At 35.7% G+C, this 23,531-nt stretch carries 19 protein-coding genes; 6 read left to right on the forward strand and 13 right to left on the reverse strand.

What is annotated here, in order from left to right; all coding sequences use genetic code 11:
• Positions 1–311 precede the first annotated feature (311 nt).
• The 7 genes from BC781_RS03255 to BC781_RS03285 all read right to left on the reverse strand — a co-directional run bounded on the left by BC781_RS03255 (position 312) and on the right by BC781_RS03285 (position 9,817).
• Positions 312–1,661 (reverse strand): sensor histidine kinase, encoded by a 1,350-nt coding sequence (locus tag BC781_RS03255; protein WP_109615813.1) that lies wholly within the window; start codon positions 1,659–1,661, stop codon positions 312–314.
• A gap of 29 nt (positions 1,662–1,690) precedes the next feature.
• Positions 1,691–2,437, reverse strand: coding sequence for a DUF3575 domain-containing protein (locus BC781_RS03260; protein WP_109615814.1), 747 nt, complete (start codon positions 2,435–2,437; stop codon positions 1,691–1,693).
• 256 nt (positions 2,438–2,693) lie between these two features.
• Positions 2,694–4,052: a phosphatase PAP2 family protein gene (locus BC781_RS03265; protein ID WP_109615815.1), complete on the reverse strand. Its 1,359-nt coding sequence runs from the start codon at positions 4,050–4,052 to the stop codon at positions 2,694–2,696.
• 331 nt (positions 4,053–4,383) lie between these two features.
• Complete coding sequence (locus BC781_RS03270) at positions 4,384–5,772, reverse strand: alginate export family protein (protein WP_109615816.1); 1,389 nt, start codon at positions 5,770–5,772, stop codon at positions 4,384–4,386.
• A gap of 27 nt (positions 5,773–5,799) precedes the next feature.
• Entirely contained in the window at positions 5,800–7,185 is a 1,386-nt protein-coding gene (locus tag BC781_RS03275; RefSeq protein ID WP_109615817.1) for an MATE family efflux transporter, read from the reverse strand.
• Positions 7,186–7,282: 97 nt separating this feature from the next.
• The gene (locus BC781_RS03280) at positions 7,283–8,503 is read right to left on the reverse strand and encodes a geranylgeranyl reductase family protein (protein WP_109615818.1); all 1,221 of its coding nucleotides are present in this window, start codon (positions 8,501–8,503) and stop codon (positions 7,283–7,285) included.
• Between the two features lie 87 nt (positions 8,504–8,590).
• Positions 8,591–9,817: an ABC transporter permease gene (locus tag BC781_RS03285; protein WP_109615819.1), complete on the reverse strand. Its 1,227-nt coding sequence runs from the start codon at positions 9,815–9,817 to the stop codon at positions 8,591–8,593.
• Positions 9,818–10,065: 248 nt separating this feature from the next.
• Between BC781_RS03285 and BC781_RS03290 the strand changes: the two genes are divergently transcribed.
• Positions 10,066–10,986 carry a universal stress protein gene (locus tag BC781_RS03290; protein WP_109615820.1) on the forward strand — a complete coding sequence of 307 codons (921 nt, stop codon included), beginning with the start codon at positions 10,066–10,068 and terminating at the stop codon, positions 10,984–10,986.
• A 253-nt stretch (positions 10,987–11,239) separates the two neighbouring features.
• Positions 11,240–12,259 carry a class 1 fructose-bisphosphatase gene (fbp, locus tag BC781_RS03295; RefSeq protein WP_245935570.1) on the forward strand — a complete coding sequence of 340 codons (1,020 nt, stop codon included), beginning with the start codon at positions 11,240–11,242 and terminating at the stop codon, positions 12,257–12,259.
• Between the two features lie 105 nt (positions 12,260–12,364).
• On the opposite strand, the gene nrfA is transcribed toward fbp, so the two are convergent.
• Positions 12,365–13,939, reverse strand: coding sequence for an ammonia-forming cytochrome c nitrite reductase (gene nrfA / locus BC781_RS03300; protein ID WP_109615822.1), 1,575 nt, complete (start codon positions 13,937–13,939; stop codon positions 12,365–12,367).
• 16 nt (positions 13,940–13,955) lie between these two features.
• Positions 13,956–14,531, reverse strand: a complete 576-nt coding sequence (nrfH, locus tag BC781_RS03305; protein ID WP_109615823.1) for a cytochrome c nitrite reductase small subunit — start codon at positions 14,529–14,531, stop codon at positions 13,956–13,958.
• Between the two features lie 246 nt (positions 14,532–14,777).
• Between nrfH and BC781_RS03310 the strand changes: the two genes are divergently transcribed.
• From BC781_RS03310 to bioB, 4 genes are read left to right on the forward strand one after another with little or no spacing between them, the layout of a single operon-like run.
• Entirely contained in the window at positions 14,778–15,164 is a 387-nt protein-coding gene (locus BC781_RS03310; protein WP_109615824.1) for a cytochrome c maturation protein CcmE domain-containing protein, read from the forward strand.
• Positions 15,165–15,206: 42 nt separating this feature from the next.
• Positions 15,207–17,834 carry a cytochrome c biogenesis protein CcsA gene (gene ccsA, locus BC781_RS03315; protein ID WP_109615825.1) on the forward strand — a complete coding sequence of 876 codons (2,628 nt, stop codon included), beginning with the start codon at positions 15,207–15,209 and terminating at the stop codon, positions 17,832–17,834.
• Between the two features lie 57 nt (positions 17,835–17,891).
• On the forward strand, positions 17,892–18,350 hold the full coding sequence (locus tag BC781_RS03320; RefSeq protein WP_109615826.1) for a hypothetical protein: 459 nt from the start codon (positions 17,892–17,894) through the stop codon (positions 18,348–18,350).
• Positions 18,351–18,352: 2 nt separating this feature from the next.
• Positions 18,353–19,357 (forward strand): biotin synthase BioB, encoded by a 1,005-nt coding sequence (gene bioB, locus BC781_RS03325; protein ID WP_109616574.1) that lies wholly within the window; start codon positions 18,353–18,355, stop codon positions 19,355–19,357.
• Positions 19,358–19,426: 69 nt separating this feature from the next.
• Here bioB and BC781_RS03330 read toward each other — a convergent pair whose 3' ends face one another.
• From BC781_RS03330 to BC781_RS03345, 4 genes are all read right to left on the reverse strand, one after another.
• Positions 19,427–20,470 (reverse strand): helix-turn-helix transcriptional regulator, encoded by a 1,044-nt coding sequence (locus BC781_RS03330; protein WP_109615827.1) that lies wholly within the window; start codon positions 20,468–20,470, stop codon positions 19,427–19,429.
• Between the two features lie 647 nt (positions 20,471–21,117).
• On the reverse strand, positions 21,118–22,116 hold the full coding sequence (gene moaA, locus BC781_RS03335) for a GTP 3',8-cyclase MoaA (RefSeq protein WP_109615828.1): 999 nt from the start codon (positions 22,114–22,116) through the stop codon (positions 21,118–21,120).
• Between the two features lie 33 nt (positions 22,117–22,149).
• Positions 22,150–23,070, reverse strand: a complete 921-nt coding sequence (gene moaCB / locus BC781_RS03340) for a bifunctional molybdenum cofactor biosynthesis protein MoaC/MoaB (protein ID WP_109615829.1) — start codon at positions 23,068–23,070, stop codon at positions 22,150–22,152.
• Positions 23,070–23,519: a molybdenum cofactor biosynthesis protein MoaE gene (locus BC781_RS03345; RefSeq protein ID WP_109615830.1), complete on the reverse strand. Its 450-nt coding sequence runs from the start codon at positions 23,517–23,519 to the stop codon at positions 23,070–23,072. The genes moaCB and BC781_RS03345 overlap by 1 nt, the downstream gene beginning before the upstream one ends.
• Positions 23,520–23,531: the final 12 nt, after the last annotated feature.

Raw genomic sequence — 23,531 nt, forward strand, 5'->3', positions numbered from 1 at the left:
TCAATCTTCAAGGGTTTTAAAAACAAAAAACACAAAGCCTTTTCCAGACTTTGTGTGAGTTATAAAGTGAAAATACCTTATAAAAAATTCTTTTACTTTTTCTCTGATTTGATATCTACTGTTTCAACCCCAGAAAGAAGTTCTTTTAGCGCTTCTACTTTCTCATCAGTATCCACATTGATTTCAATCGAAAATGATTTTTTCTTATCCATAGTACAATAATTGAATGACCCTTTCACATATTATAATGCATAAAATGGCATTTCTATTGTAACATTTGAAGATAAATCCCTGAAAATAGTGATTATTAACTATGCGTTTACAATTTGGTCATCTGAAATAGGCTTGGGCAATTTAGGCATTTCAATCCTAAATTTACTCCCATGATTAATAATTGAATCTACAGAAATATTAAAACCGTGCTTGTGAATGATTTTCTTCGTGATAAAAAGTCCCAATCCGTTTCCTTGAATGGTTTTTGATTGATCTTCACTTCTGTAAAATGGCTCAAAAATATTTTGCAATTCCTCTTCAGCTATTCCAACACCAAAATCTTGAATCTGAGCAACTAATTTTGATTCATCAAATTCGAGGGAAATAATTGGTGAAGCCGCACCCTTAGAATACTTTAAGCTATTTGATATTAGATTTGTAAATACAATCCCTAATTGCTTGGGGTCAGCAACGATACAAAAAGGGTCTCCCGAAACTTTCAAAGTGACGTCACGTTTTTCTGGGTCTACATCTTTAATTTCATCAGCCAAAGATTCAATTAAACCTAAAATACAGGTTTCTTCTAATTCCAACTCCAAATCATCTGCTTGATGGTATTTCATCACATCTTGAATCAATTCATTTGCTCGGTCTATAGCCCTTTCTATTCTAAAAATTGATTTTTCAAAAAGCTCATCCCTACGCTCCATGTCTGAATTCCAAGTCATTTTTACCATTTCAAGATTTCCCTTGATAATAGTAAGTGGCGTTTTATACTGATGAGAGGATATACCTAAGATTAAGTCTTTGACATTTGCTAGATTCTGCTGTTTTTCAATACTTTTTTCAAGTTGTTGATTCTGCTTTTCTACCTCTCTACGCTTTTCTTCAAAGTCTCTTTTTGACAATCGTAATACCGAATACGAACCCCAAAAAGCAAACCATGTCACAAACAAAGTATCTAAATATGCGATTTCAGAAGTGAGAAATGGATAGCTCAAATCAAAGAAATAATCGAGAGTATGTAAGCCTAAATAATTGATGAGCGCGGTAGTATAAATATACTTATGACTCTTCGTTGGTGTAACCATATAAATTAATGCGAGCCCCACCATAAACATCATTGTAGAACCCAGACCTCTCCATCCATCACTAAAGAAGTACCCTATATTTAAACCCAAAAGAAGTAAAGCTCCCCATACAAAAGCTGCATTCTTTACAAATCGGTTTGTACGCGTAAAAAAATATAAAGTAGCAAAACCTACAAAACTCAGTATACAAGTGATGAGAAAAATTAGATGTTGAAAAATGTAAGGACTTGTTACTAAAAATGTCAAATAGCCAATACAAGCTAAAAAGCTCCCCATATTCAGCATTCGATGCTCAAACGAGAACGTTCCGGGGTCTCCTTCTATTTTTAGAATGATGTTTTTGAGCTTTTTACTCATACAAAACTTAATTGTAACCTATTTTTTATTTAGAATAAAATCCCGATTTGAATAACATACCTCAAACCTAAAGTCCAAGTAGAAAAAGTACCACGGGCAGAAATACCTTCATCCAATAATTCTTCTAATCCCGGAAATTTATCTTCAATGGCATCTTGTAATTCATCATAAAATTCACCTTGATCACCACTAAAATCACTGTCCAACTTAAGTGTCGCATTATATAATCCTAAACTCGGACCAAACATGATTAAGTCAAGCGTAAATCGTCTGAAGAATACAAACTGATACCCTAGTTCAAAACCAATATTCAATACATTGAACTTTGAAACTATAGGAATAATATCTGTTGACTGATTCATTGCATCAATCCTACTAATTGAATTTTCCAATTCAAAAGTATATAAAAGTGCATAGGGTCCGATATATAAACCATCGGGAGGTAAACCTCTATTCCTTTTTTTGAAATACCTTCTGTAGTCTAGTGCAAAATCAAATCCTCGATTTCTGTTTTCACCAGATATCAGAAAGTCGCCAACTCTTATATCTACTAATGACGGAAATTCTAATACACCAAAATTCATAGAAAGGGACTGATGCTTACCTAGAACACGTTCGTAGCCAAAAACCAAATTATTGGCTCCAAATAGTATTCGCGGGGTTATATTCCACCTAATGACATTCTTCCTATTTTTAGTGATTGTGCTGTCATATTCAACTTGGGCAAGCGTAAAAGAGGGCAATAGTAAGCAAACAAAAATGAGGATGCATCTCATAAATGAAAATAGGTAAACTGAAGCTGTAATCTGATTTTAGAAGTCAAAATGCATTCTTCCTTACTTGAGAAGTAGCTACTTTTTGCATTCTACGACCTAATTCTGAGATGAATTAAAAAATGGTTTTAGAATTCTTCTCTTTTTCATTTATAAATCAACTTTTCATCAACATCATCCATACTTCATAAAAAAGGAGATGAACCTCTGTTGATCCATCTCCTTTTCATACAGCTATCTTCTTTCTTTCAATCCCAAATTAGAACAACTTAGAGATGTTAATTCCAAAATCTAAACTATTAAGATTATAGCTTTGAGAAGGTGTTGGAGCTTCTCCTATTTTATCGATTAGTTTTACGCCTTTGGTACTTCCTCGGTAAGAAGCCCTAAAACCTACACTCCAAGTTTTTACAAACTGATAATCTAAGCCTGTTCCTAATTGGTAAGCTACAGATGAAGAATTGGTATGTCCAAAAAGCGTATTACTATCTTCAGTGCTGCTATCTGTGTTTCCTTCTGAAGTTCTAAGTTGTCCTCCATTTATTTTAGCATAACCAATTCCTGCATTAGCTACGAAATTCAATTTATCAGCAATCTTATTTCTATAAATAGGACCGATAGTCGCGTGAATACTACTCATTCCTTTCTCTTGAACATCACTCGGTAAAGATGTTTGAGAAAACTGATCTTTCACTTCATACATTCCCATCATCACATCCAAGCCTACACCAAAGTTTTCACCAATGTAATACCCCGACTCAATTCCGAAACCAAATCCTGTACTTTTATAGTAATCACTTATTTCTCCCAAAGGAACAGTCATTGCTGTTTTAAAGCCAAAATAGCCTTCTGCTTCATCAGAAGGTACATAAGCACTCAGATATGCTTCGGGATTCTGTTTCCCTTTTTCTTTGAAAGCTAAACCTGTTAGCCAATACCCAAGTTCTACTGACCCAATTCCAACACCTGCCCCTGCTACTACATCACCTACCCAATGGGCATTATTTAAGATACGAGTAACACCAGTTGTAGCAGCTAAGGTGTAACCTAAAACACTGTAAAGAGGATGAACTTCTCCGTATTCTTTATGAATTGCGTGTGCTCCTACAAATGCAAAAGTTGTATGAGCCGAAGGAAATGAATGATCTCCACCACTTGGTCTTGTATGATTAAAACCTCGTTTCATTTGATAAGCAACAACATCTGCAATAAGTCTCGATGCTCCTACTGCAATTGCTGTTCTATAAAACTTATGCTTTCCTTTTACACCTACTGCTTCCAAACCAACGGGTACTAAGTATAGATAACCCGCAAGATAATCATCATAATTATGTTTGAAATCGGGAGCAAAGTAATCTCGCTTCTCCTTTACATACTGATTTATATTACTTGCTTGAGAAATGGCATACCCTCCCAAAATGAGTGAAGCAGGTATTACGGTCGGTTTTACCCAAGCCTTTTGTTTTTTTGTGACGGATTCTTTCTCTGAGATATTGAAGTTAAGGTGACTTTGTGTGTAATTTTTTTCTTTTTTCTTTTTCTCTTCTTCCAATACTTGGGCACAAGCATACTTGGAATTCATACAGATACATAAGAATACGAGTAAGATAAATGGCATACATTGGTAGTTATGATGAATTAGACTTCAAAAAGTAAAAACCGTTTGAATGACAGTTCTTTATCATAAGTTATTATCCATTAAAATCTATTCATTAATTAGAGCTTATTTGGAACTAAAAACAATCAGTTTCAAATACTCTCGAACAGAATGTTATAAGATTATAGACTCAGACTTCCTCAGTCTTAATTCAAATTGATAGTTAATTAAAAAATCCCCTACACCTTTCGATTTATTGATAGAAGACGAAATACCAATAGAAAAAATAGTTCCAAAATCATTCGTACACACTGACTATTAACAATTTAAACTAGAAAGCTAATATTTTCCATTAGAATTTGTAGGCAGCAGAAAGCGAAACGAAGAATGATGATTTCCCATTTCCTGTTTCAGTAACATAATCGCCTGGCTCTAAGTATGACATAAAGCTTAAGAAGGTTAAATGAGGATTTGGGACATAAAAGATATCTAGCGCATATTGCGTTCCTATACTTTTTGCATCTGACTCAAATTCTGGAAAAGGACGTACTTGTTGAACTCCAGGCGAATAATTTCCATCTTCAATACTTTGTCTACTCAGAAAATATACACTAGCATTCATCATCATACCTTTTACGGGCTGTAAACCTACGATAGGACGAATATTTGTGATATTACTCGGGCCTAGTGGGGCTGCAAAGCCGAACAAAGGTTTTGGGTAGAGTGGGTCAAAAGTATTCAATTCATTGTCTGAATTATTCTGATCGCCTGTAATATAACTTCCAGCTAGTCCAATACTAGGTTTTAGAAATACTTTATCAAATACATAAGCCAGTTCTGCTGAAAAGTTAAAAGCATTAATTTTCAAATCATTGAATTTGCCAAATTGGTACATACTTTCGGCTTCAAGTCTGAACGTTGGTGAATAATGCCAAGCTCTAGTGCCTACAGTATGCCTTGTTTGTTCGCCATTTACCCAATTAAAGCTTCTCCGTTCTGATTTGAAACCAAAGTAGTAAAGATCTAATTTGATATCCTTCTGTTTTCGAGCATTAAGGTAGCTTCCCCATAAGTATTCCTCGATTCTGGTATTATCGAAAACTTCTGGGTTGATGATGACGGGTGTGCCTCCAAAAAGATGAAGATCAAATTTTTTATTATTGTAAATGAAACTTGCCGCATCAAAAGCCAATCGGTTATTTGGGCCTTCTCTAGAGGAGATTAATAAGCCATTTCCAAAATCAAACTCTTGTCTTCCTAAACGTACAAATGTGCTGTGAGAACTGTCTTTTACATCAAAGTGAAACTCCCCGAAAAGTTGATGAAGACCGAGACCATCTACTACAATTTCAGAAATAGGTTCATTAGGAGAGCCAAACTCATTTGTATTATTTAGTTGAGAAAAAACTCTGAATCTTTCTCCAAACCAAGCATCTGCATGAAGCATGATTCGGTGTTGGATAACCCCGTTTTTATCTTCGATAAATTCTGGTGGTAAATCTCCAAAATTAGAGTTTACTCGCAACTCATACCATTCTCGTATTTCTCCACCAAAAGAGAGTGTTATATTTTTCCCGATAGGAATAAATTTCAATTTATCAGTTCCTTTTGCCTGTATCGAATCCGATTTTAGATCACTGAAATCGTCTTGGTATCTAAGATTTTTGATAGGACCAAATTGAGCTTGTACAATTCCTTGAATATCGAGGAAAAGTAAAAGTGCTAATAGTAGTTTTTTCATGGTTTAGCTAAGTAAGATTGTTAGTGATTAGTTAGTTTTTGCAAGTTTAAAGTCGCTCATCATATCTGTGACAGGGTTTCTGTTTTTGAGACTAGAACCAACTCTTTTTAGCTCTTTTCTCATTTCATAAGCAGCATAAAGTCCTCCTAACAAATTACTTAATCCTAAGGCAATGAAAATTCCTTGTGCTCCGAAAAAATATCCTGCGATTGTAAGAGGTAAAGTGAGTCCGAAAGTTTTCACAAGCATAATTCGTAGAGCCTTCTGAGGTAATTGTAAGCCATTGAAAATTGCGATGGTCACAAGGTATAAGCCATGAAAAATGTAACTCAAGCTTACGATATAGAAATAGTTGGCAGTTGTTGCTATAATTTGCTCGTCTTCACTGAAAATACCTGCAACAGGCTTGATAAAAAGGTATAAAACAATTGCTGCCATTGCGCCAAGGTAGAATGATGCTTTTCCTCCAAAAACGATAGCTTCTTCGATACGTTGAACCAGTTTTGCACCAAAGTTTTGAGCAATAAATGGTGTAGAAGCTGTACAGACTGCCATAATTCCGATAAGTAATAAAGTCTCTATTCTGCTGGCTACACCAAAAGAAGCAACTGTATCGGCACTAACTTTTCCTAAAAGAAAAGTGACTAACATGAGTGTAAATGGTGAAATGAGTTGGGTTAAAACCGAAGGCAATCCTAGTTGGAAAAGTGATTGAAGAATTGTTTTATAGGCTGAAAAATCTTCTGAAGAAATACTTAAAAGTCTTTCTTGAAATAAAAAGATAGCCATACAGATAAAAATAAAAACCCAAGAAACGACAGTGCCTATGGCAACTCCTTGAATGCCCATTTGAGGAAATCCGAATTTTCCGAAGATTAAGACATAATTGAGAATGAGATTGATAACTCCTGCTATTCCGAATACAATTTCGGGCTTACTTGCCATTCCTTTGGTTCTTAAAATAGAGCCTGCAACGATTCCCACAGATAGTAATGGCATTCCTAGATAAAGTGGAACCATATAAGCTTTAATGTCTGCTATCAGAGCAGCATTTGCACCTAATAAACTGAAAACGCTATCAATAGAGCTGATTCCTATAGCCGTAAATACAAGTCCGACTACAAAACTAATGATGACAGAAAGTGTAGATATTTGTTTGATTTCGATGGGATTTCCTTCGCCAAATGCCTTTCCAAGAATGATGGAAACAGCAACAGAAAGTCCGATAAATAGTCCGACCAATAAGAAATATACCGTAGAGGCAAATCCTAATGCGGTGAGTGATTCGGCGCCTAGAGTGCCGACAAAATAGGTGTCTACTACTTGGAATAATATGGTAGAAAGCATCCCGAATCCTACAGGAAGAGACATGCTACGTAATACTTTGTTTGTGGGGCTTTTTAGTAAATCCATTGTTCTTCTTGATTTTAGTATGTTACAAAGAACGGACTTAGACCCACGTGCCTAAAGGTGAAAAAGTGTGTGATGATGGTAAAAAATTTCCATCTGCTTATTTTCCGAATAATAATTTGAGGTAGAACATTGGGTTCTTGAAGTTTTTGCGAATATCAACATTGCCGAGCATACTCATAATTGTATTTTGAATACTCTTACTCTGATTAGCTCTGTTGAAAATAAAGTTGAGTAACCAAGCATGTTGAGCAAGTTTTTGCATCATCGTACTTAGCTTAAATGTTTTGCCTAGTTTCTGATAAACAGCCTTGTCATATTGAGCTATAAACTCAGCTGAGAAATTATTTTGTTCTATGCATTTTAAGATCTGATCAGCTGCAAATTTCCCACTGTACATTGCATGACCTATTCCTTCTCCTGTAAAAGGGTCAATCAAGCATGCCGCATCTCCACAAAGCATAAATCTTTCACCAGAAATTTTACGTTTCTTGCTGGCTAAAGGTAAACCATACCCTTTTACTTTTTCTAAAGCTTTTGCATCCTTGAACCTATCTTTTAAATGAGGAGCCGTTTTTAGGTATTCATCAAGTACTTTTTTGATGTTAATTCCTCTTTTGTTTACCCAATCACTTCTCAGACCAAGGCCAATGTTCGCTTTATTGTTTGGTAATGGAAATACCCATAAGTAGCCCGGCAAGATATCTTTTAAGAAATGAAGTTCGATCATATTCCCTTCTTCAAAACCGACTACATTTTCGTAGTACATTCGTAGGCCGGCAGCATAGTGCTCTGCTTCAACTTGTATATTGGCTTCTTTTTTTGAAAACTGCGAATGTGCACCATTTGCCCAAACTACAAGTGCTGAAGTAAGTTTTTCTCCTTCTTTATTTTCTAACTCCCAACCATTTTCAATTTTAGAATAAGATGAAATTTCCCATCCTTCTAAAAATGTAATCAGCGATTGGCTCTTTACTTCTTCAATCAAAAAGTGATCGAAATCCATTCTCGGGCTTACAAAACCTTCGGATTGTCCGTCGGGCAGAGCAAATGGAATCTGAATTTCTTTAAGATTGGGTGAAACGAATTTTACTCCAAAGCAATCTATTTTAGTGCTTTGTTGTCTGAATTTTAAAAGTAAATCTTCAGAATATTGTTTAAGCACTGAAGGAACGAAACCACCCAAAGCATCTCCACAGACTTTATCTCTAGGAAAAACTGCCTTATCTATTAAAATACAAGGGACATTTGCTTTTGCTAAAAAAAGAGCGGCCATTGCACCTGCTGGACCTGCTCCTACTATACAAATTGATGGTTTCATAGATAGAAAATAAAAAGTTAGTGACTCAGCATAATACCATGAAGTCACTAACTATTTTACAAAAATTATATTTGGATGGCTAATTCACTAGCTAAACTTAATGACTTTAATAGGTGATAGCCTTGAAATAATAGACGTCGGAATAAGTTGAATAGCAATCACCAATATCGCTACTAATGCATTTACACCTATCACTATTGACCATTTAAATGTAATCGGGACATAACTCATATAATACGTTTCTGGATCAAGTGGAATAATTTTTCCATACTTTTGAAGCAAAGCCAAAGTAAAACCTAAAACATTCCCCAGTAAAAGTCCCTTTAGCAAAATACGAGAGCCATTGTACATAAATATTTTTCGAATTTGCCAGTTATTTGCCCCAATTGCCTTCAAACTTCCAATCATGTTAGTTCTTTCCATAATTAGAATGAGTGTGATGGAAATGATGTTGAAAAGCACCACAACAAGAATAATCGACATAAAAACAATCACATTCTTGTTGAGCATAGTAAACCAGTCAAAAAAGTGCGAAAACTCCTCTGAAATCTTTATTGGTATAAGGTCTAAATCTGTGACTTCTGAGATGGCTTCATAATCTTGATCTAATAGATCGAAATCACTCACGAAAATCTCCATACCACCTACAATATTATCATTCCATCCATTTATTCGCTGTACAAGTCTGATATCACCAATCGCTACTCGATCGTCAAAATCTTCAATACCTGTTTCATATATTCCGACAATATGTAATGGACGAGCTTTGGGTGGTTGTTGGATGAAAAATAAAATGACTTTATCTCCGAGACTCAATCCCATTTTATCCGCAATCCTCCTACTCACCACAATTTCTTTTGAGTATTTATCAGACGCAAGATTCGGGAAACGGCCTTCAACCAAGCTCCCTTGCAATCTTATCGAATCAAAATCTTGCGAAACACCTTTTAGTAAAATCCCTGTTACTTCCTCTTCATGTTTCAGAATACTCCATTTATGAGCAAAGACCTGTAAATGCTCAATTTCAGAAATAGTATCTTTTGCCAAATAAAGCTCACTATCATTGAGGTCAATTGGAGATTCTTCCATGGATTGATTCAAAGAAAACTTCTCAATCAAAATATGTCCTGAAAGTGCAAATATTTTATCTTGAATAGTGGCCCTAAAACCTTCAAAAATGGTAAACGACAACAGCAATGTTGCAATCCCCAATGCAATACTTCCTACAGCAATTCGACTGATCAAGGAAGAAAAATTCCCTACCTTCTGATCACTAATTCGTTTTGCTATAAAATTTGAAACATCCGCTGCCATAGCTACAAATAATTTGTGTAATCCAATTTACACGATCCCCTAAAAAACAAAGCCAATACTAAGCTGCTAAATTAAGAAGAACTTTCTAGAAGTAAAATGCACAACCATACATAGCTTTTTCAAAAAACAGAACAAATATTAGACTATTCAAATAAGCAACCATACAACTTAAAGAAGCATCAGCCATGTAAGGAATGAAAGACTTTAAAGCGTTGTTAAATAAATGATAACAACAGTTGCTGAGCTTTATGTATGACTTTAAGAATATTTTGGTAGCCTTAGACCGTAGCGAGATGGATCGCATTCTGCTTAACAATCTCTATAAATTACAACCTATGGTCTCCGTAGAGAAAGTTTATTTTTTGCATGTTACCAAAAACGAAATCATACCTGATGAAATCACTGGCTTATCTCCATTGCTCATGGGGCCAAGCGATGTAGATTTGGAAGAAGAGATCAGAGAACAGCTCAAAGAAATATGGGAGAAACAAGAGCGAAAGAAAGAATATGAGATTCACATCGAGAAAGGAAGTATGAGTAAAAGACTGATTGAATTCAGTGAGAAAAAGGATGTTGACCTCATCATATTCGGTAAAAAACTTAAACGAAAAGGTGTAAAATCTCGCCAAGTAGCCAGATTTGCCCATTGTTCAGTACTCATAGTTCCTGAGAACATCCCAGAAAAATTAGACCATATTGCTGTTGCTGTTGACTTCTCTTCATCTTCAATTGATGCCCTCGAAATTGGAATTAATGTAGCAAGGCACAACGAAAACACCAAGTTATCTGCCATTCACCTTTATGAACTACCTGTTGGTTACACTACCGTAGGACATTCTTACGATGAGACCAATAGCATCATGAAAGAGAATATTCAGAAAAACTTTGATGCTTTGCTCGAAAAAATAGATACCAAAGGTGTTAAGATTGAAACCTTACCAATTTTCAAACCTCAATACGAAACCTTTGAAAAATCACTTACTCATACCCTTCATGAACTAGATGCATCAACTGTGGTGATTGGCTCACACGGTAGAGATGCTTTTGTGGAATGGATGCTGGGTTCTTCAACCGAAAAATTCCTAGATATCTCTTTAGATATTCCTGTTTTTATCACTAAAAAGAAAGGTAAGTTTATGCCAATTATTGACTCTTTCTTTGATAAATAGGACAAAATCAGTCAATCTGATATGAAAATTGGACAAGTTGAGAACTTTGAAAATTTTTAATAACTAATTTTAAAATCCCTTTACAGCCTATCAAAAGGTTAGAATGTATTTATAAAAAAAATTAATATTTAAAGAGGTTTGGGCTTGAAAAATTCCCTTTTATCTTTGCGTTAAATGTATTTTTTACATTTATATAGATTACCTGTTAAAAAAACTACACAACCGATTACTTACTGAACAACCAAAAACCAATATGCACGCTTTTCAACGAATGTTAGAACAATTTACTGCACCTGTGGGAACAGCATTAGATCGTTTCATAGCACAAAAACAAGAACAATTCCCATATGCCACTGGAGAATTGTCCCAGCTACTCCGAGATATCGCTCTTGCTTCTAAAATTATCAACAGAGAAATCAACCGTGCCGGACTTACGGGTATTGAAGGACAAGCAGGAGGTGAAAATGTTCAAGGAGAACAACAACAAAAGCTAGATGTAATTGCAGACTTCCGTTTTAGTAGAGCGCTTTCCAAAGGAGGTGAAACTTGCGGAATTGTATCTGAAGAATCGCAAGACGTGATTGATACAGGAAATCATGATTCCAAGTATGTTGTTACGATTGATCCTTTGGATGGTTCCTCAAACATTGATGTCAATGTCTCGGTAGGAACCATTTTTTCTATCTACAGAAGAAAGTCTGAACTAGGAACACCTCCTACAATAGATGACATGCTTCAGAAAGGAACAGAACAAGTAGCAGCAGGTTATATCCTTTACGGATCTTCAACTATGCTTGTTTACACGACCGGTTTCGGTGTTCATGGCTTTACTTATGAGCCTTCTCTTGGCGAGTACTTCTTGTCTCACCCAGATATGAAGATCAAGGAAGATGGAAGTATATTTTCTATCAATGAAGGAGCCTACAACAGCTTTTCACCATCAATCAAGAAATACTTAACGTATTGTAAAGAAAACGAATGGTCTGGGCGTTACATTGGCTCATTGGTAGGAGATTTCCACCGAAACTTATTGAAAGGAGGAATTTACCTTTACCCTTCTACTGAAAAGCATCCTGACGGGAAATTACGATTGCTTTATGAGTGCAATGCTTTAGCCTTTTTGGTAGAACAGGCAGGAGGACTTGCAACAGATGGAAAGCAAAGAATATTGGATATAGAACCTAGAACGCTTCACCAACGTACACCGTTTTATGTTGGATCACCAAAGATGGTCCAAAAAGTACAAGAATTTCTAGATGAAGATGATGTCTAAATGACACATTGAAGAAACTCTGATAAATTGTAAAATAGTTTGAGATATAATAAAAGCCAACACTTTTGTGTTGGCTTTTTTGTTACGCAAAGAGATACATTTTATTTATTTATTAAGCATTGATGCTGTTTGCTCTTTTTCTTTAGATTTTGGCTCAGCATTTACAGCTTGATCGTATTGTGGCATTTTAGACTCTCTCTTTTCAGCTTCATCCAACCACTTCGGTACGACTGTATCTAAGAACAGTTTTTTCTCTGCTCTAAGCTTCGGTAAATCTACCCCTATATATTTCTGAGCCTTTTCTTTAGTGGAAACATCTGGAATAGGAATTTCTTTAGTATATCCTAACTCGGTAAGTACAGAACGGATTTTCATACGAGCTTCTTGAGCTATTTCGATACCTGTACCAACTACTCTCAGAATCTCAACTGGGGCATGGAAAGCCGCACCATGCGCTGCAGCTGCATAATCCCAACGCCATTGGGCATGACGAATATCCAACAGAACATCTTTCATTTGTTCTTCTGTTGCCCCTTGCTTCCAAGCGAATTCTGCTTCTAGGTGAGTTTTAACCAATATCTCCTCCAATTTCCCTCTATTATGAAGCACTCTATCCATGTTATTGTAAACACTTTTAAGAATGTCTTCCTCACTTTCTCGGTGACAAACCTGACAAGAGTTTGCGATATTATTTAGTGGAGATTGAATTTTGTGATCAGTGAACTTCACTCCGCCTTCAGATTTATAAGGCATATGACAGTCGGCACAAGAAACTCCTCTTTGGTAGTGAATACTCTTCGTATAAGTCTCGTAACCTGGATGTTGAGCTTTAATGATTGGTGCTTTACTTAATTGGTGAGTATAATCTTTAAAGTTAATGTCATCAAAATACTCCTCAATTTCTTCAGCTGTGGTACCATTATCCCATGGGAAAGTAAGGTAAGGAACACCTTTTTTGGGCTTATCACTATTGAAGTAATATTCTACGTGACACTGAGCACAAACTAATGTTCGCATTTCTTGATGAGTGGCTTTCGTAATATCTTTACCTTGTCTTTCAAAAGCCTCAATCAGTGCTGGTCTTGTGATTTTGAGCTTCATTGTATTCTCATCATGACAGTCAGCACAACCAATCGGATTTATAATATCTGAACCTCTTTCTTCCCAATGACCACTATAAAACTCTGCAATACCTATTTCCTTCATTTTACGAGGTACATCAGGAGATTTACAAGTCCAACATGTATTTGGCATCGGACTATGCTTGCCATTCATAGGTGCACCCGTACGAAGTGTATTACGAATATCTTCTACAGCATAATAGTGTCCTCTTGCTTGATTATAATCTTGAGAGAATTTATAACCAGCCCAAAGAATTACGAGTGCAGGATATTCATCCAACATATCAATCATGGCACTACCATTGTACTTACTTCTGAAGTCCATACTTTTGGTTTCCATGTATGTTTCATATTCCCTAGGATAATTAATTCCCCAAACCTCATTTCTAGGTTCTAGATTATTAATTTTAATCTTCGGTTTATTGACCAAGGATGATTCGGTTCTACGCTCTACGATGGTCGAAGAAAATACCCCTAATAAATAAACTACACCTACTGTAAGCAGGAATAAAACCCATCCTACCCAAGGTTTTTTCTCGACGGTGTCTTTTAAGCTCATAAGTAATTAGATTTATTTATTCAGATTCTTGTAATTTTTTTAGCCACTGTGGAACGGGACTTCCAAGGTTCGGAACTTGAGCCTGTGGTGTTGAACTCAAACTTCTTACACTCCCGTGAGGTGTCTCTACGTGACAGTCCCAACAATATTTACCATCACCATGAAATATTTCTTCATTGTCAGCCAAGTTCACTTCTGAAATCAGTTGTTCGTGACAACGTTCACAGTTTCCTTGAACTGTTTGAGCTCCTTCAGACTTTATTTGAATCACTTGAGGCTCAAGTCTGAAAGTGAACATATATGAGTGTCCTAAACCATCTTTGGCTTTAAACCAATATTTCTCGAAAACACTTGTTTGAGGAACATGACAATCATTACAGCTTGCAACTTCACGGTGAGAACTATGCTGCCAAGTTGCATATTGAGGATTCATCACATGGCAGTTTATACAGACCTCTGGCTCATCAGATAAATAAGAAAAAGCATTGGCTATGTTTAAGGTATAAATTCCCAAACCCAATAAAGCCGCCAAGAGCCCAAATACAGGGATTTTCCAAGGATCTGGAGGAGTAAAGTATCTCAGTAATTTCATAATAACACCCGAATAGATTCCACTATAGAATTGTAATTGTACTAGCTGTCAGTGGACGTGCTTACACACTACTTTATCCTAGAACAACAGATTTCTTGATGTTATTCATTTCTTGTTAAAAAATCCTATTAGACCTTCTCTTAAACACAGTGATATCATGTAGTTTATAGGAACATCTTACGTAGGATTCATTTTCTCCTCTACTCTGTTTATTTAGTAAGTTCTAAGCTTAATTCAACCTGTTGTATGCGAAAAACACATGTAGTATTAATCTGTATAATTGCGATAGCATGTGCAATGATTCTTTCGACCACATCTTCTACTGGAAAATATGCAAACTTCAATGAAGCTTTTGCAGATGAGGGAGAGCCTTTTACGATTGTAGGGCAATTGAATAAGTCAAAACCAATAGAATATAATCCTCAAGTTGATCCGAATATGGTTACTTTCTTTATGACGGATAAAAAGGGGAAAGAAGTCAAAGTCTACCTCAATCAAAGTAAACCACAGGACTTTGAAAGATCGGAAGATGTTGTAGTAAAGGGTATCGCGAAAGGAGATGCTTTTTATGCTAAAACAGTCTTGTTGAAATGCCCTTCAAAATACCAAGAAGAACAGCAATTCAACCAATAATTAGGTACCCAAATTCACGATATTTTACTTCTGCTACTCATTATGAATACCATAAAGGCTCTCCAAAATCTTAACTTCTATGAAAATGAACATACCCTAATTGGTATTTTAGGTCATGGTATGGTTATTTTCTCATTGTTCTCAGCTTTAATTGCAGCTATATACTTTATAAAAGCGAGTTCAAAAAAAGAGGAAGACCTCAGATGGAGAAAATGGGGTATTGTAAGTTTTAGACTTCACTTCATAGCAGTTGTTTCAACCGCACTGATGCTATTCTCAATGATTTTCAATCATTATTATGAGTATGAATATGTGTGGAAATATTCCAATAATCAGATGCCCCTTCGTTACATTTTCTCCTGTTTTTGGAGTGGGCAACAAGGTAGTATCTTGTTATGGACTTTTTGGACTGGACTGATCGGAGTAGTTCTCAGTAAACAAAAAAACTCTTGGCAACCATATGTACTCAGCATTTTTGCCATCATCCAAGTCTTACTGAGTTCGCTTTTACTCGGGGTATATGTAGGTGATCTCAGAATTGGTGAAAGCCCTTTTATGCTCATCAGAGAGTTACCCGACAATATGATAATGCCTTGGGCTAAAATGTCAGATTACATTGCAAAAATTGAGAACCTACAGGATGGAACAGGATTAAACCCATTACTTCAAAACTATTGGATGGTTATACATCCTCCTACTCTATTTTTAGGATTTGCTGCAACTCAAGTACCTTTTGTATTTGCTATAGCAGCATTGTGGAGAAAGGAATTCAAAGCATGGATCAAGCCTGCTTTGCCATGGACGTACTTTGCAATTATGGTTTTAGGTGTTGGTATTCTGATGGGTGGTGCTTGGGCATATGAAGCTTTAAGTTTTGGTGGCTTTTGGGCTTGGGATCCTGTTGAAAATGCATCATTTGTTCCTTGGTTAATCATAGTTGGGGCAGGTCATTGTATGCTAATTGCTGATAAAAAAGGGAGTAGTACATACTCTGCCTTGTTTTTAGCCATGATGTCATTCATCCTAGTTTGGTACTCTACATTCTTAACAAGAAGTGGAGTTTTAGGCGAAAGTTCTGTTCACTCCTTCACAGGTGATGGTATGCTCGGGCAGCTCTTGGTTTATCTCCTTTTGATCTTCTGCATTTCTATAGGTTTTCTCTTGAATAACTTCAAACTACAGAAACTATATGCTACTTTCTGTGTACTGATTGGTATAGCCTATATTTTATCGAAAAATACCACAATTACATTCTCGACTTTCTTGATCGGAACAATTGCATTTATGGTAGTGGGCTATGAAAAACACTTTTCTAAAGATCAGAAAGAAGAAAAACTATGGTCTAGAGAATTTTGGATGTTTTTAGGAACCATGCTTCTTGCCATTTCCGCGATACAGATTTCAGTTACAACCTCTATTCCTGTCATCAATGGCTTATTCAATACTAGCTTTGATGCTTTCACAGATTTAGCCGAAAGAAATCATTTCTACAATGCGTGGCAAGCTCCTTTTGCAATAGCAGTAACCTTCTTGATTGGGATTACTCAATTTATGAAATACAAGCATACAAATGCTTCTCATTTCTTTACTCAGATCTTAAAACCACTATTTGTAGCGGCTATTATAAGCTTACTATTCTTCTTCCTTCCTATTTTCACCCCAACACATAACCTGCACCTCTTACTCGTTTTCTCTTCAATATTTGCGATTACAGCCAATTGGCACTATGTAAATAGCGTATTGAAAGGAAAAATGAAAAATGCTGGAGCAGCTATTGCACATATTGGTTTCGGGATGATTATGCTAGGAGCTACACTCTCAACCTCTGGAAGTAAAGAAATTTCAGCAAATTCATCTGGGAAAGACTTACAATTGGTAAGTGAGCAATTCAATAACAAAGAGAATATTTTACTATCAAAATATGACACGCTCCTTATGGGAGACTATTTTGTAACCTATAGAGGGAAAAAACAAAAAGGTGTAAACATCTACTTTGATGTGGGGTATTACGAAGCAATTTTCGATGAAAGTGCCAGAAGTTATTCTGTAGGCGACTCTCTTTTCTCACTAAATCCTTTTGTTCAGCTTAACGAAAAATTTGGAAATGTAGCAGAGCCTGGTACAAAGCACTTTTTGAGCCACGATGTTTTTACACATATCAAATGGGCTGATATGGAGACTTCTGACTCGCTTGCCATATTAGATGATTATATGTCTGAATCAAAAGTTACGATCTCTGTGGGAGACAAATTCAGACATGAAAATATAGGAGGTGTTTTCAGAGAAATATATCTGATAAAAGACTCCAAAAAGAAAGAAGAACTCGGATTACGAGAGAATGACATTGTAGTAGAAGCAAATATTAACATTCGTGAAATGTCAGAGGATTCTGAAATTTATGATATCAAGCCATTATTTATCATCCGAGATTCTTCACAAGTCATGACAAAAACTGTAAATCTCCCAGAACTAGATATCAACTTCACTATCAAAGAATTAAAAACAGAAGACAAAACCATTGTTCTCGGTATTCAAGAACGAGAATACATTGTTATGGAAGCCGTTGTCTTTCCATTTATCAATATTCTTTGGGCAGGATGTTTTATTATGGCTATAGGTTGCTGGGTTGCCATTCAAGAAAGACGTAGACAAATGAGGGTGCGACTTTAATATATTTTCTTATTTTTGTTAGACAAAGCACAAATTTTTGGATAACAGAAATTGAGTATGTTTTTTTTCAAACGCTGGTCACGAAAGTCTTACGCATTATTTCACACGCTCAAAAAAGAGGTGCGAATCAGTAGATTATCTATTGATCTACTACAGGCTCAGCCTATAGCTGTAGCACAGCTTTCGTTTGCCCAAACAACAAATACAGATAGTCATGAAACAGATCATGAACATACTCCACCCCCTGATATCTTAGAACTGTTAGGAATAGAATTACTTTTAGACTTTAAAGTAGCTCAATCTGCTTGTGCCTCTGCTTCCCAGCTCAAAAGCCCAAGCCTATTGCTACTTTTTCAGTCTGCACTTTATTACTACTTCCTCCCGCTTTTACTTTTCCCCTTTCAAATCATCTTTTTTCTAAACCTTTCTAAGCATCCTTATTCCAAAGGAAGCCTTAATCGCTTTGCCTTTGGGGAAGCTAGCGATCCAGATAGACAAAACTTTAAAATATCATGAATATGAAATCAATTATCAGAAACGACTGGAGCAAAGCAGAAATCCGCGAGATTTATCACAAACCTATTTTTGACTTGATGTATGAAGCACAAAGTATACATCGTGAATTTCACAAATCTAGTGAAGTACAAGTTTGTACCTTATTATCAGTTAAAACTGGTGGTTGTAAAGAAGATTGTAGTTACTGCTCACAATCAGCGAAGTACACAACCAATGTTAAACCTCAAAAGTTAATGCCTACAGATGAGGTTTTACAAAAAGCTAAACAAGCAAAAGAAAACGGAAGTACTCGTTTCTGTATGGGTGCTGCTTGGAGAGAAGCAAGAGATAACCGTGACTTTGACAGAGTACTTGACATGGTATCTGAAATCAACGGTATGGGAATGGAAGTCTGTGCAACACTAGGACTTCTTAACGAAGAGCAAGCTCAAAAATTAAAAGAAGCAGGACTTTATGCCTACAACCACAACATCGATACTTCTAGAGAATACTACGACAAAGTAATTACGACTCGTACGTTCGATGACCGTATTGAAACAATCAAGAATGCACAAAAAGCTAAGATTTCAGTTTGTTCTGGAGGTATCATTGGTTTGGGTGAAACAGAGGAAGACCGTATCAGTATGTTATTCACTCTATCTAACTTGCCAGAACATCCAGAGTCAGTACCTGTAAATGCACTTGTCGCTATTGAAGGAACACCAATGGAAGGAAATGATCGAGTTCCTGTTTGGGATATGATTCGTATGATTTCTACTGCTCGTATCTTGATGCCAAAAGCGATGGTTCGTCTTTCTGCTGGTAGAAATGAAATGCCAGTTTCTGAGCAAGCATTATGTTTCATGGCTGGTGCAAATTCTATCTTTGCTGGTGATGAACTTTTAACAACGCCAAACCCAGCAGAAGACAAGGATAAAGCGATGTTTGACTTGTTAAACCTTGTTCCACGTCCAGCATACAAAGGGGCTGCTGCAGATAAGTTCGAACAAGTTCCTGAAAAAGTATAGGGAATCTATAGTATAAACTTAAAAGGTCTAGTCAAAATTAATTGACTAGACCTTTTTTAATTATCTTCTTTATCCGAACATCAAACCTGAATTGAAAAATGGTAATGTTTTACCTTTTGCTTCCAGTTGTTCTTTCTTATAGTTTTCTCTTAAAATACTTGGGCTAAGACCAAATTGCTTTCTGAAACCTCTGTTAAAATGACTTGGATGGGTAAAACCTAAAGTATAAGCTATATTACTCATAGGTTCATCTGTTTGAGTCACCATCTCATAGGCTTTTGAAAATCTCAAATTGAGTAAGTACTGGTGAGGAGGAAGACCAAATGTTCTTTTAAAACTAGTCCTCAACTTTTCAGAACTCATAGAAAAACGCTCTGTAAGTTCTTTCATACTTGGAGGATTAGCCAAGTTCTGACTTAATTCATCTTTTATTTGATTGAGAATATTATCAGGGTCAATTTGTGTTGATATAATTCCTTTTTCTTGACTATTTCTTTTCAAGACATTGATAAAGGTATTCATCATTTCCATTCCCCTCATATGTACATTGCCTGAATGGAATATCGCATCGGCTTCTTCTTCAAAAATCTCTCGAAGAGACTCCCTTATATTTACATTAAGAGGATCGAACAATAACCAATCATCACACTCATTCACTAATTCAGTTAAACCAGGATAATACCTTTCTATTACATTTTCAAAAAACGAATGAGTAATTACAATATTTACAAAACGTAACCTTGAGTGTGGAGGAATATAAAATCTCATATCATTACGAGTATCATAAAAAGATGCACTATAAAGGGAATCGTCTCCTAAAGCTACTTTTTTTTCTCCCACTTTTTCTTGATACATCACTCCATCAAACATAAATCTGAAGGAGTAATATGAATCACGACTTGGTCTTCCTACTAGCAAATGTTCATCCTCAACCCTTAAATCAAAAGTCCCAATCTCAACCCCTTCAATTTGCTTGTATAAGTTAATTTTATAGTCATGTGTCGGTGAACTATGTTCTAGTCTTTCTTTATCCCAAATTTCTATCCCCAAATCACGACTAATAATGTCTAAAGATTCAGACATAAATATCTGCTCAAACTCAAAAATTTCCATGATATAAAGTGAGATGTATAACTCAAATAATTGTAAAAAATCTGTAGGTATTATTCTAAAAAAGTAGAAATTCTAAAATACAATCCATTTCAAATTTATATGAACTCCCATCATCTATATTAACATTTTATAAGATATAGCAATAAAGAAAGCCAATACTATTAGTATTGACTTTCAGTTATATCTTCATGATTGATCGTCAAATAAATCAAGTTTAAAACTCGAACCAACGACCAGTCTATTTTCAGAAGAAAAAATTTTCAATGAAAAAATCCTCTATCTCGCATTTATTACTATATATTATGATCTATACTTTTCTTTAATATTTTTACCCTAACCTATCTATCTTCCATTAAAGGATAATATATTTTGTAGTGTTTTATAATTCAATATCAAAATAAGCTTAGGTTCTGATTGATAGCAGATTATTTCTTAATGTATAGTTTGTTATATGATTTAATAACTTATACAAGTTCATATTAGGTCTAAAAGGAATTCCAAACTCTCTATGATAAAAGAGTGGTAATGCCTATATAAATTACTAACGTTTTAGTATTTAATAATTCAAAGGTAGGATATAAAAAAATGAAGGTATTGCACAAAAACAAAATGTAGTTGCACAAAAACAAATCTGATTAAAATCCATACTATCCTCCAATACGAACCATGCTACGGTTATTTTCTCTATCAGCTTTAGCGTTGAAGTCTTTTCCGCCTCTTTCTTTTCTCTTCTTCATGACTCCTTTTCTGACTATCGGTTGGATACTTGTTCCGTTTCTGAATGCTGAAAGAAGATCGAGTTCTGAATCTGAGAAAAGACAATTTTTCATTTTTCCATCTGCAGTTAATCTCAGACGATTACAATCACCACAGAAAGGTTGGGAAACAGTACTAATCAGACCTACTATTGCTGATGTTCCTTCTATTTTAAAATTTGTGGAAGTTTCGTGAGCTTGATGAGCTAGCGTTTGAAGTTTATTTCCTAAATGATTTTCTAGGATGCTCACAACTTCTTGGTGGGATACTCTTTTATTGATAGACCATTCATTTCCTTGGAATGGCATAAATTCAATAAAACGGACATCCAAATTGTGTTGTATGGCAAAATCTGCAAAATCCGTTATTTCATGATCATTTTCTCCTCGCATCAAAACCACATTTACTTTGGTTTTGATTGGAGTTGTTTTCAACCATTCAATGGCTTCCATCACTTTCTCAAAGTCATTTCGCCTTGTGATATGATGAAAACCTTTAGGGTTTAAAGAATCTAGACTGACATTAATACTTTCTATTCCAGATTTAAGTAATGCTTCTTGATGTTTGGAAACTAAAACGCCATTTGTTGTCATGTGCAATGAGACTGGCATTTTAGCCAAACGTAAAAGTATATCATCTATATCTTTTCTGGCTAATGGTTCCCCTCCCGTAATACGGATTTTACGAACTCCCATCTTTACAAAGTCGTGACAAATTGCCTCTATTTCATCCGTCTGCATCAATTCTTCAGAAGGTGAAAACTCAACATTTTCGGGCATACAATAAAAGCATCTGAGATTGCAACGGTCAGTAACCGATAGCCTCAGATAATCATGTTTTCTGCCAAAAGTGTCTTCTAAAGATTTTGTAAAGATGGAGCTATTCACCATTATAAATTTTCGTCGTCTAGTAGTTAGTTTATGTTAGGAGATTTTGTCGTGTTGAGCTCCTTTAAAAATTCTGAATACATGAAGTGCTGCAGGAAAAACGGCATCCATTGACTCTTTAGCACCATTTGTAGAACCTGGTAAAGCCATTACTAAAGTGTCACCGATCGTTCCCACAAGGCTTCTTGAAAGCATGGCATACGGCATCCGTTCTTGTCCATAACTTCTGATTGCCTCTTCCATTCCAGGAATTCGTCTTTCCAACAAAGGTTCAATAGCTTCGGGAGAAACATCTCTAGGTGAAAGTCCTGTACCTCCTGTAAAAATCACCAAATCGAAACCATCTTTGCTATAGCTTAATGTTTTCTCTTTTATAAGATCTTTTTCATCAGGAATAATCTCATAGATTGGAGTTTCAACCTCTAAAGAATGTAATTTTTCACAAATTGCTTTCCCTGCTTTATCCTCTTTTTTCCCTGCCGAAATACTGTCCGAACAAACAATAACAGCAGCCTTTAGTGTTCTATCAAATTTGTCTTTAAAATCTGATTTCCCACCTTTCTTTTTCACCAATCTGATATTTTGTATTTCTACTTGTTTATCAATTGGCTTAAGCATATCATACATTGTAAGTGCAATCACAGAAGCTCCGTGCATTGCTTCTACTTCCACACCTGTTTTATATACGGTCTGAACTGTGATCAAAATCCGAACAAAAAGTCCTTCAATTTCATAATCTACACCAGTATATTCTACGGGCAGTGGATGACAGTCGGGTATAACATCTGAAGTTCTTTTTACGGCAAAAAGTCCTGCCGTTTTTGCCATTTCCAAAACATCGCCTTTAGGTACAGTTCTGTTTTTTATGGCATCAATTGTTTCTTGCTTACTGACCACAACTGTTGCTTCAGCTAAAGCAGTACGTTTGCTTGTATTTTTGTGTGTAATATCAACCATTAGGCTTTCGTATTTTCTTTCCAAACATAAGACTCATCCTCAAAAAGCTCTTTTCCATAAATCGCCACTTCTTTTTTGATACGTTCTACCAAATATTGGCAAGCTTCAAATGCGGAAGTGCGATGCTTAGATGAAACAAAGACAAAAAGACAAATTTCTCCTGTTTTAACCTTCCCTAAACTGTGGTAAATGTGCATACAAGTCAGTTCATCAAACTTTGAGAAAGTTTCTTCTCTGATTTCATGAAGTGAATTTTCTGCCATTTCTTGATAGCAAGAATATTCGATAGCAGAAACAGTTTTTCCATCAATCTCATCGGCTCTCACTTGCCCCAAAAAAATATCGTGAGCACCAATTGTCGTTTTTGTTTGGTGTTTGGCAATAGAGTTTGCTATAAACTCAGGAGAAATAGCTCCCTCTACAAATACGTTCTTTTTCTTTTTTTCCATGTCTGTTGATGT

Origin of the sequence: Sediminitomix flava, from assembly GCF_003149185.1 — a bacterium.
In the GTDB taxonomy this organism is placed as follows: domain Bacteria; phylum Bacteroidota; class Bacteroidia; order Cytophagales; family Flammeovirgaceae; genus Sediminitomix; species Sediminitomix flava.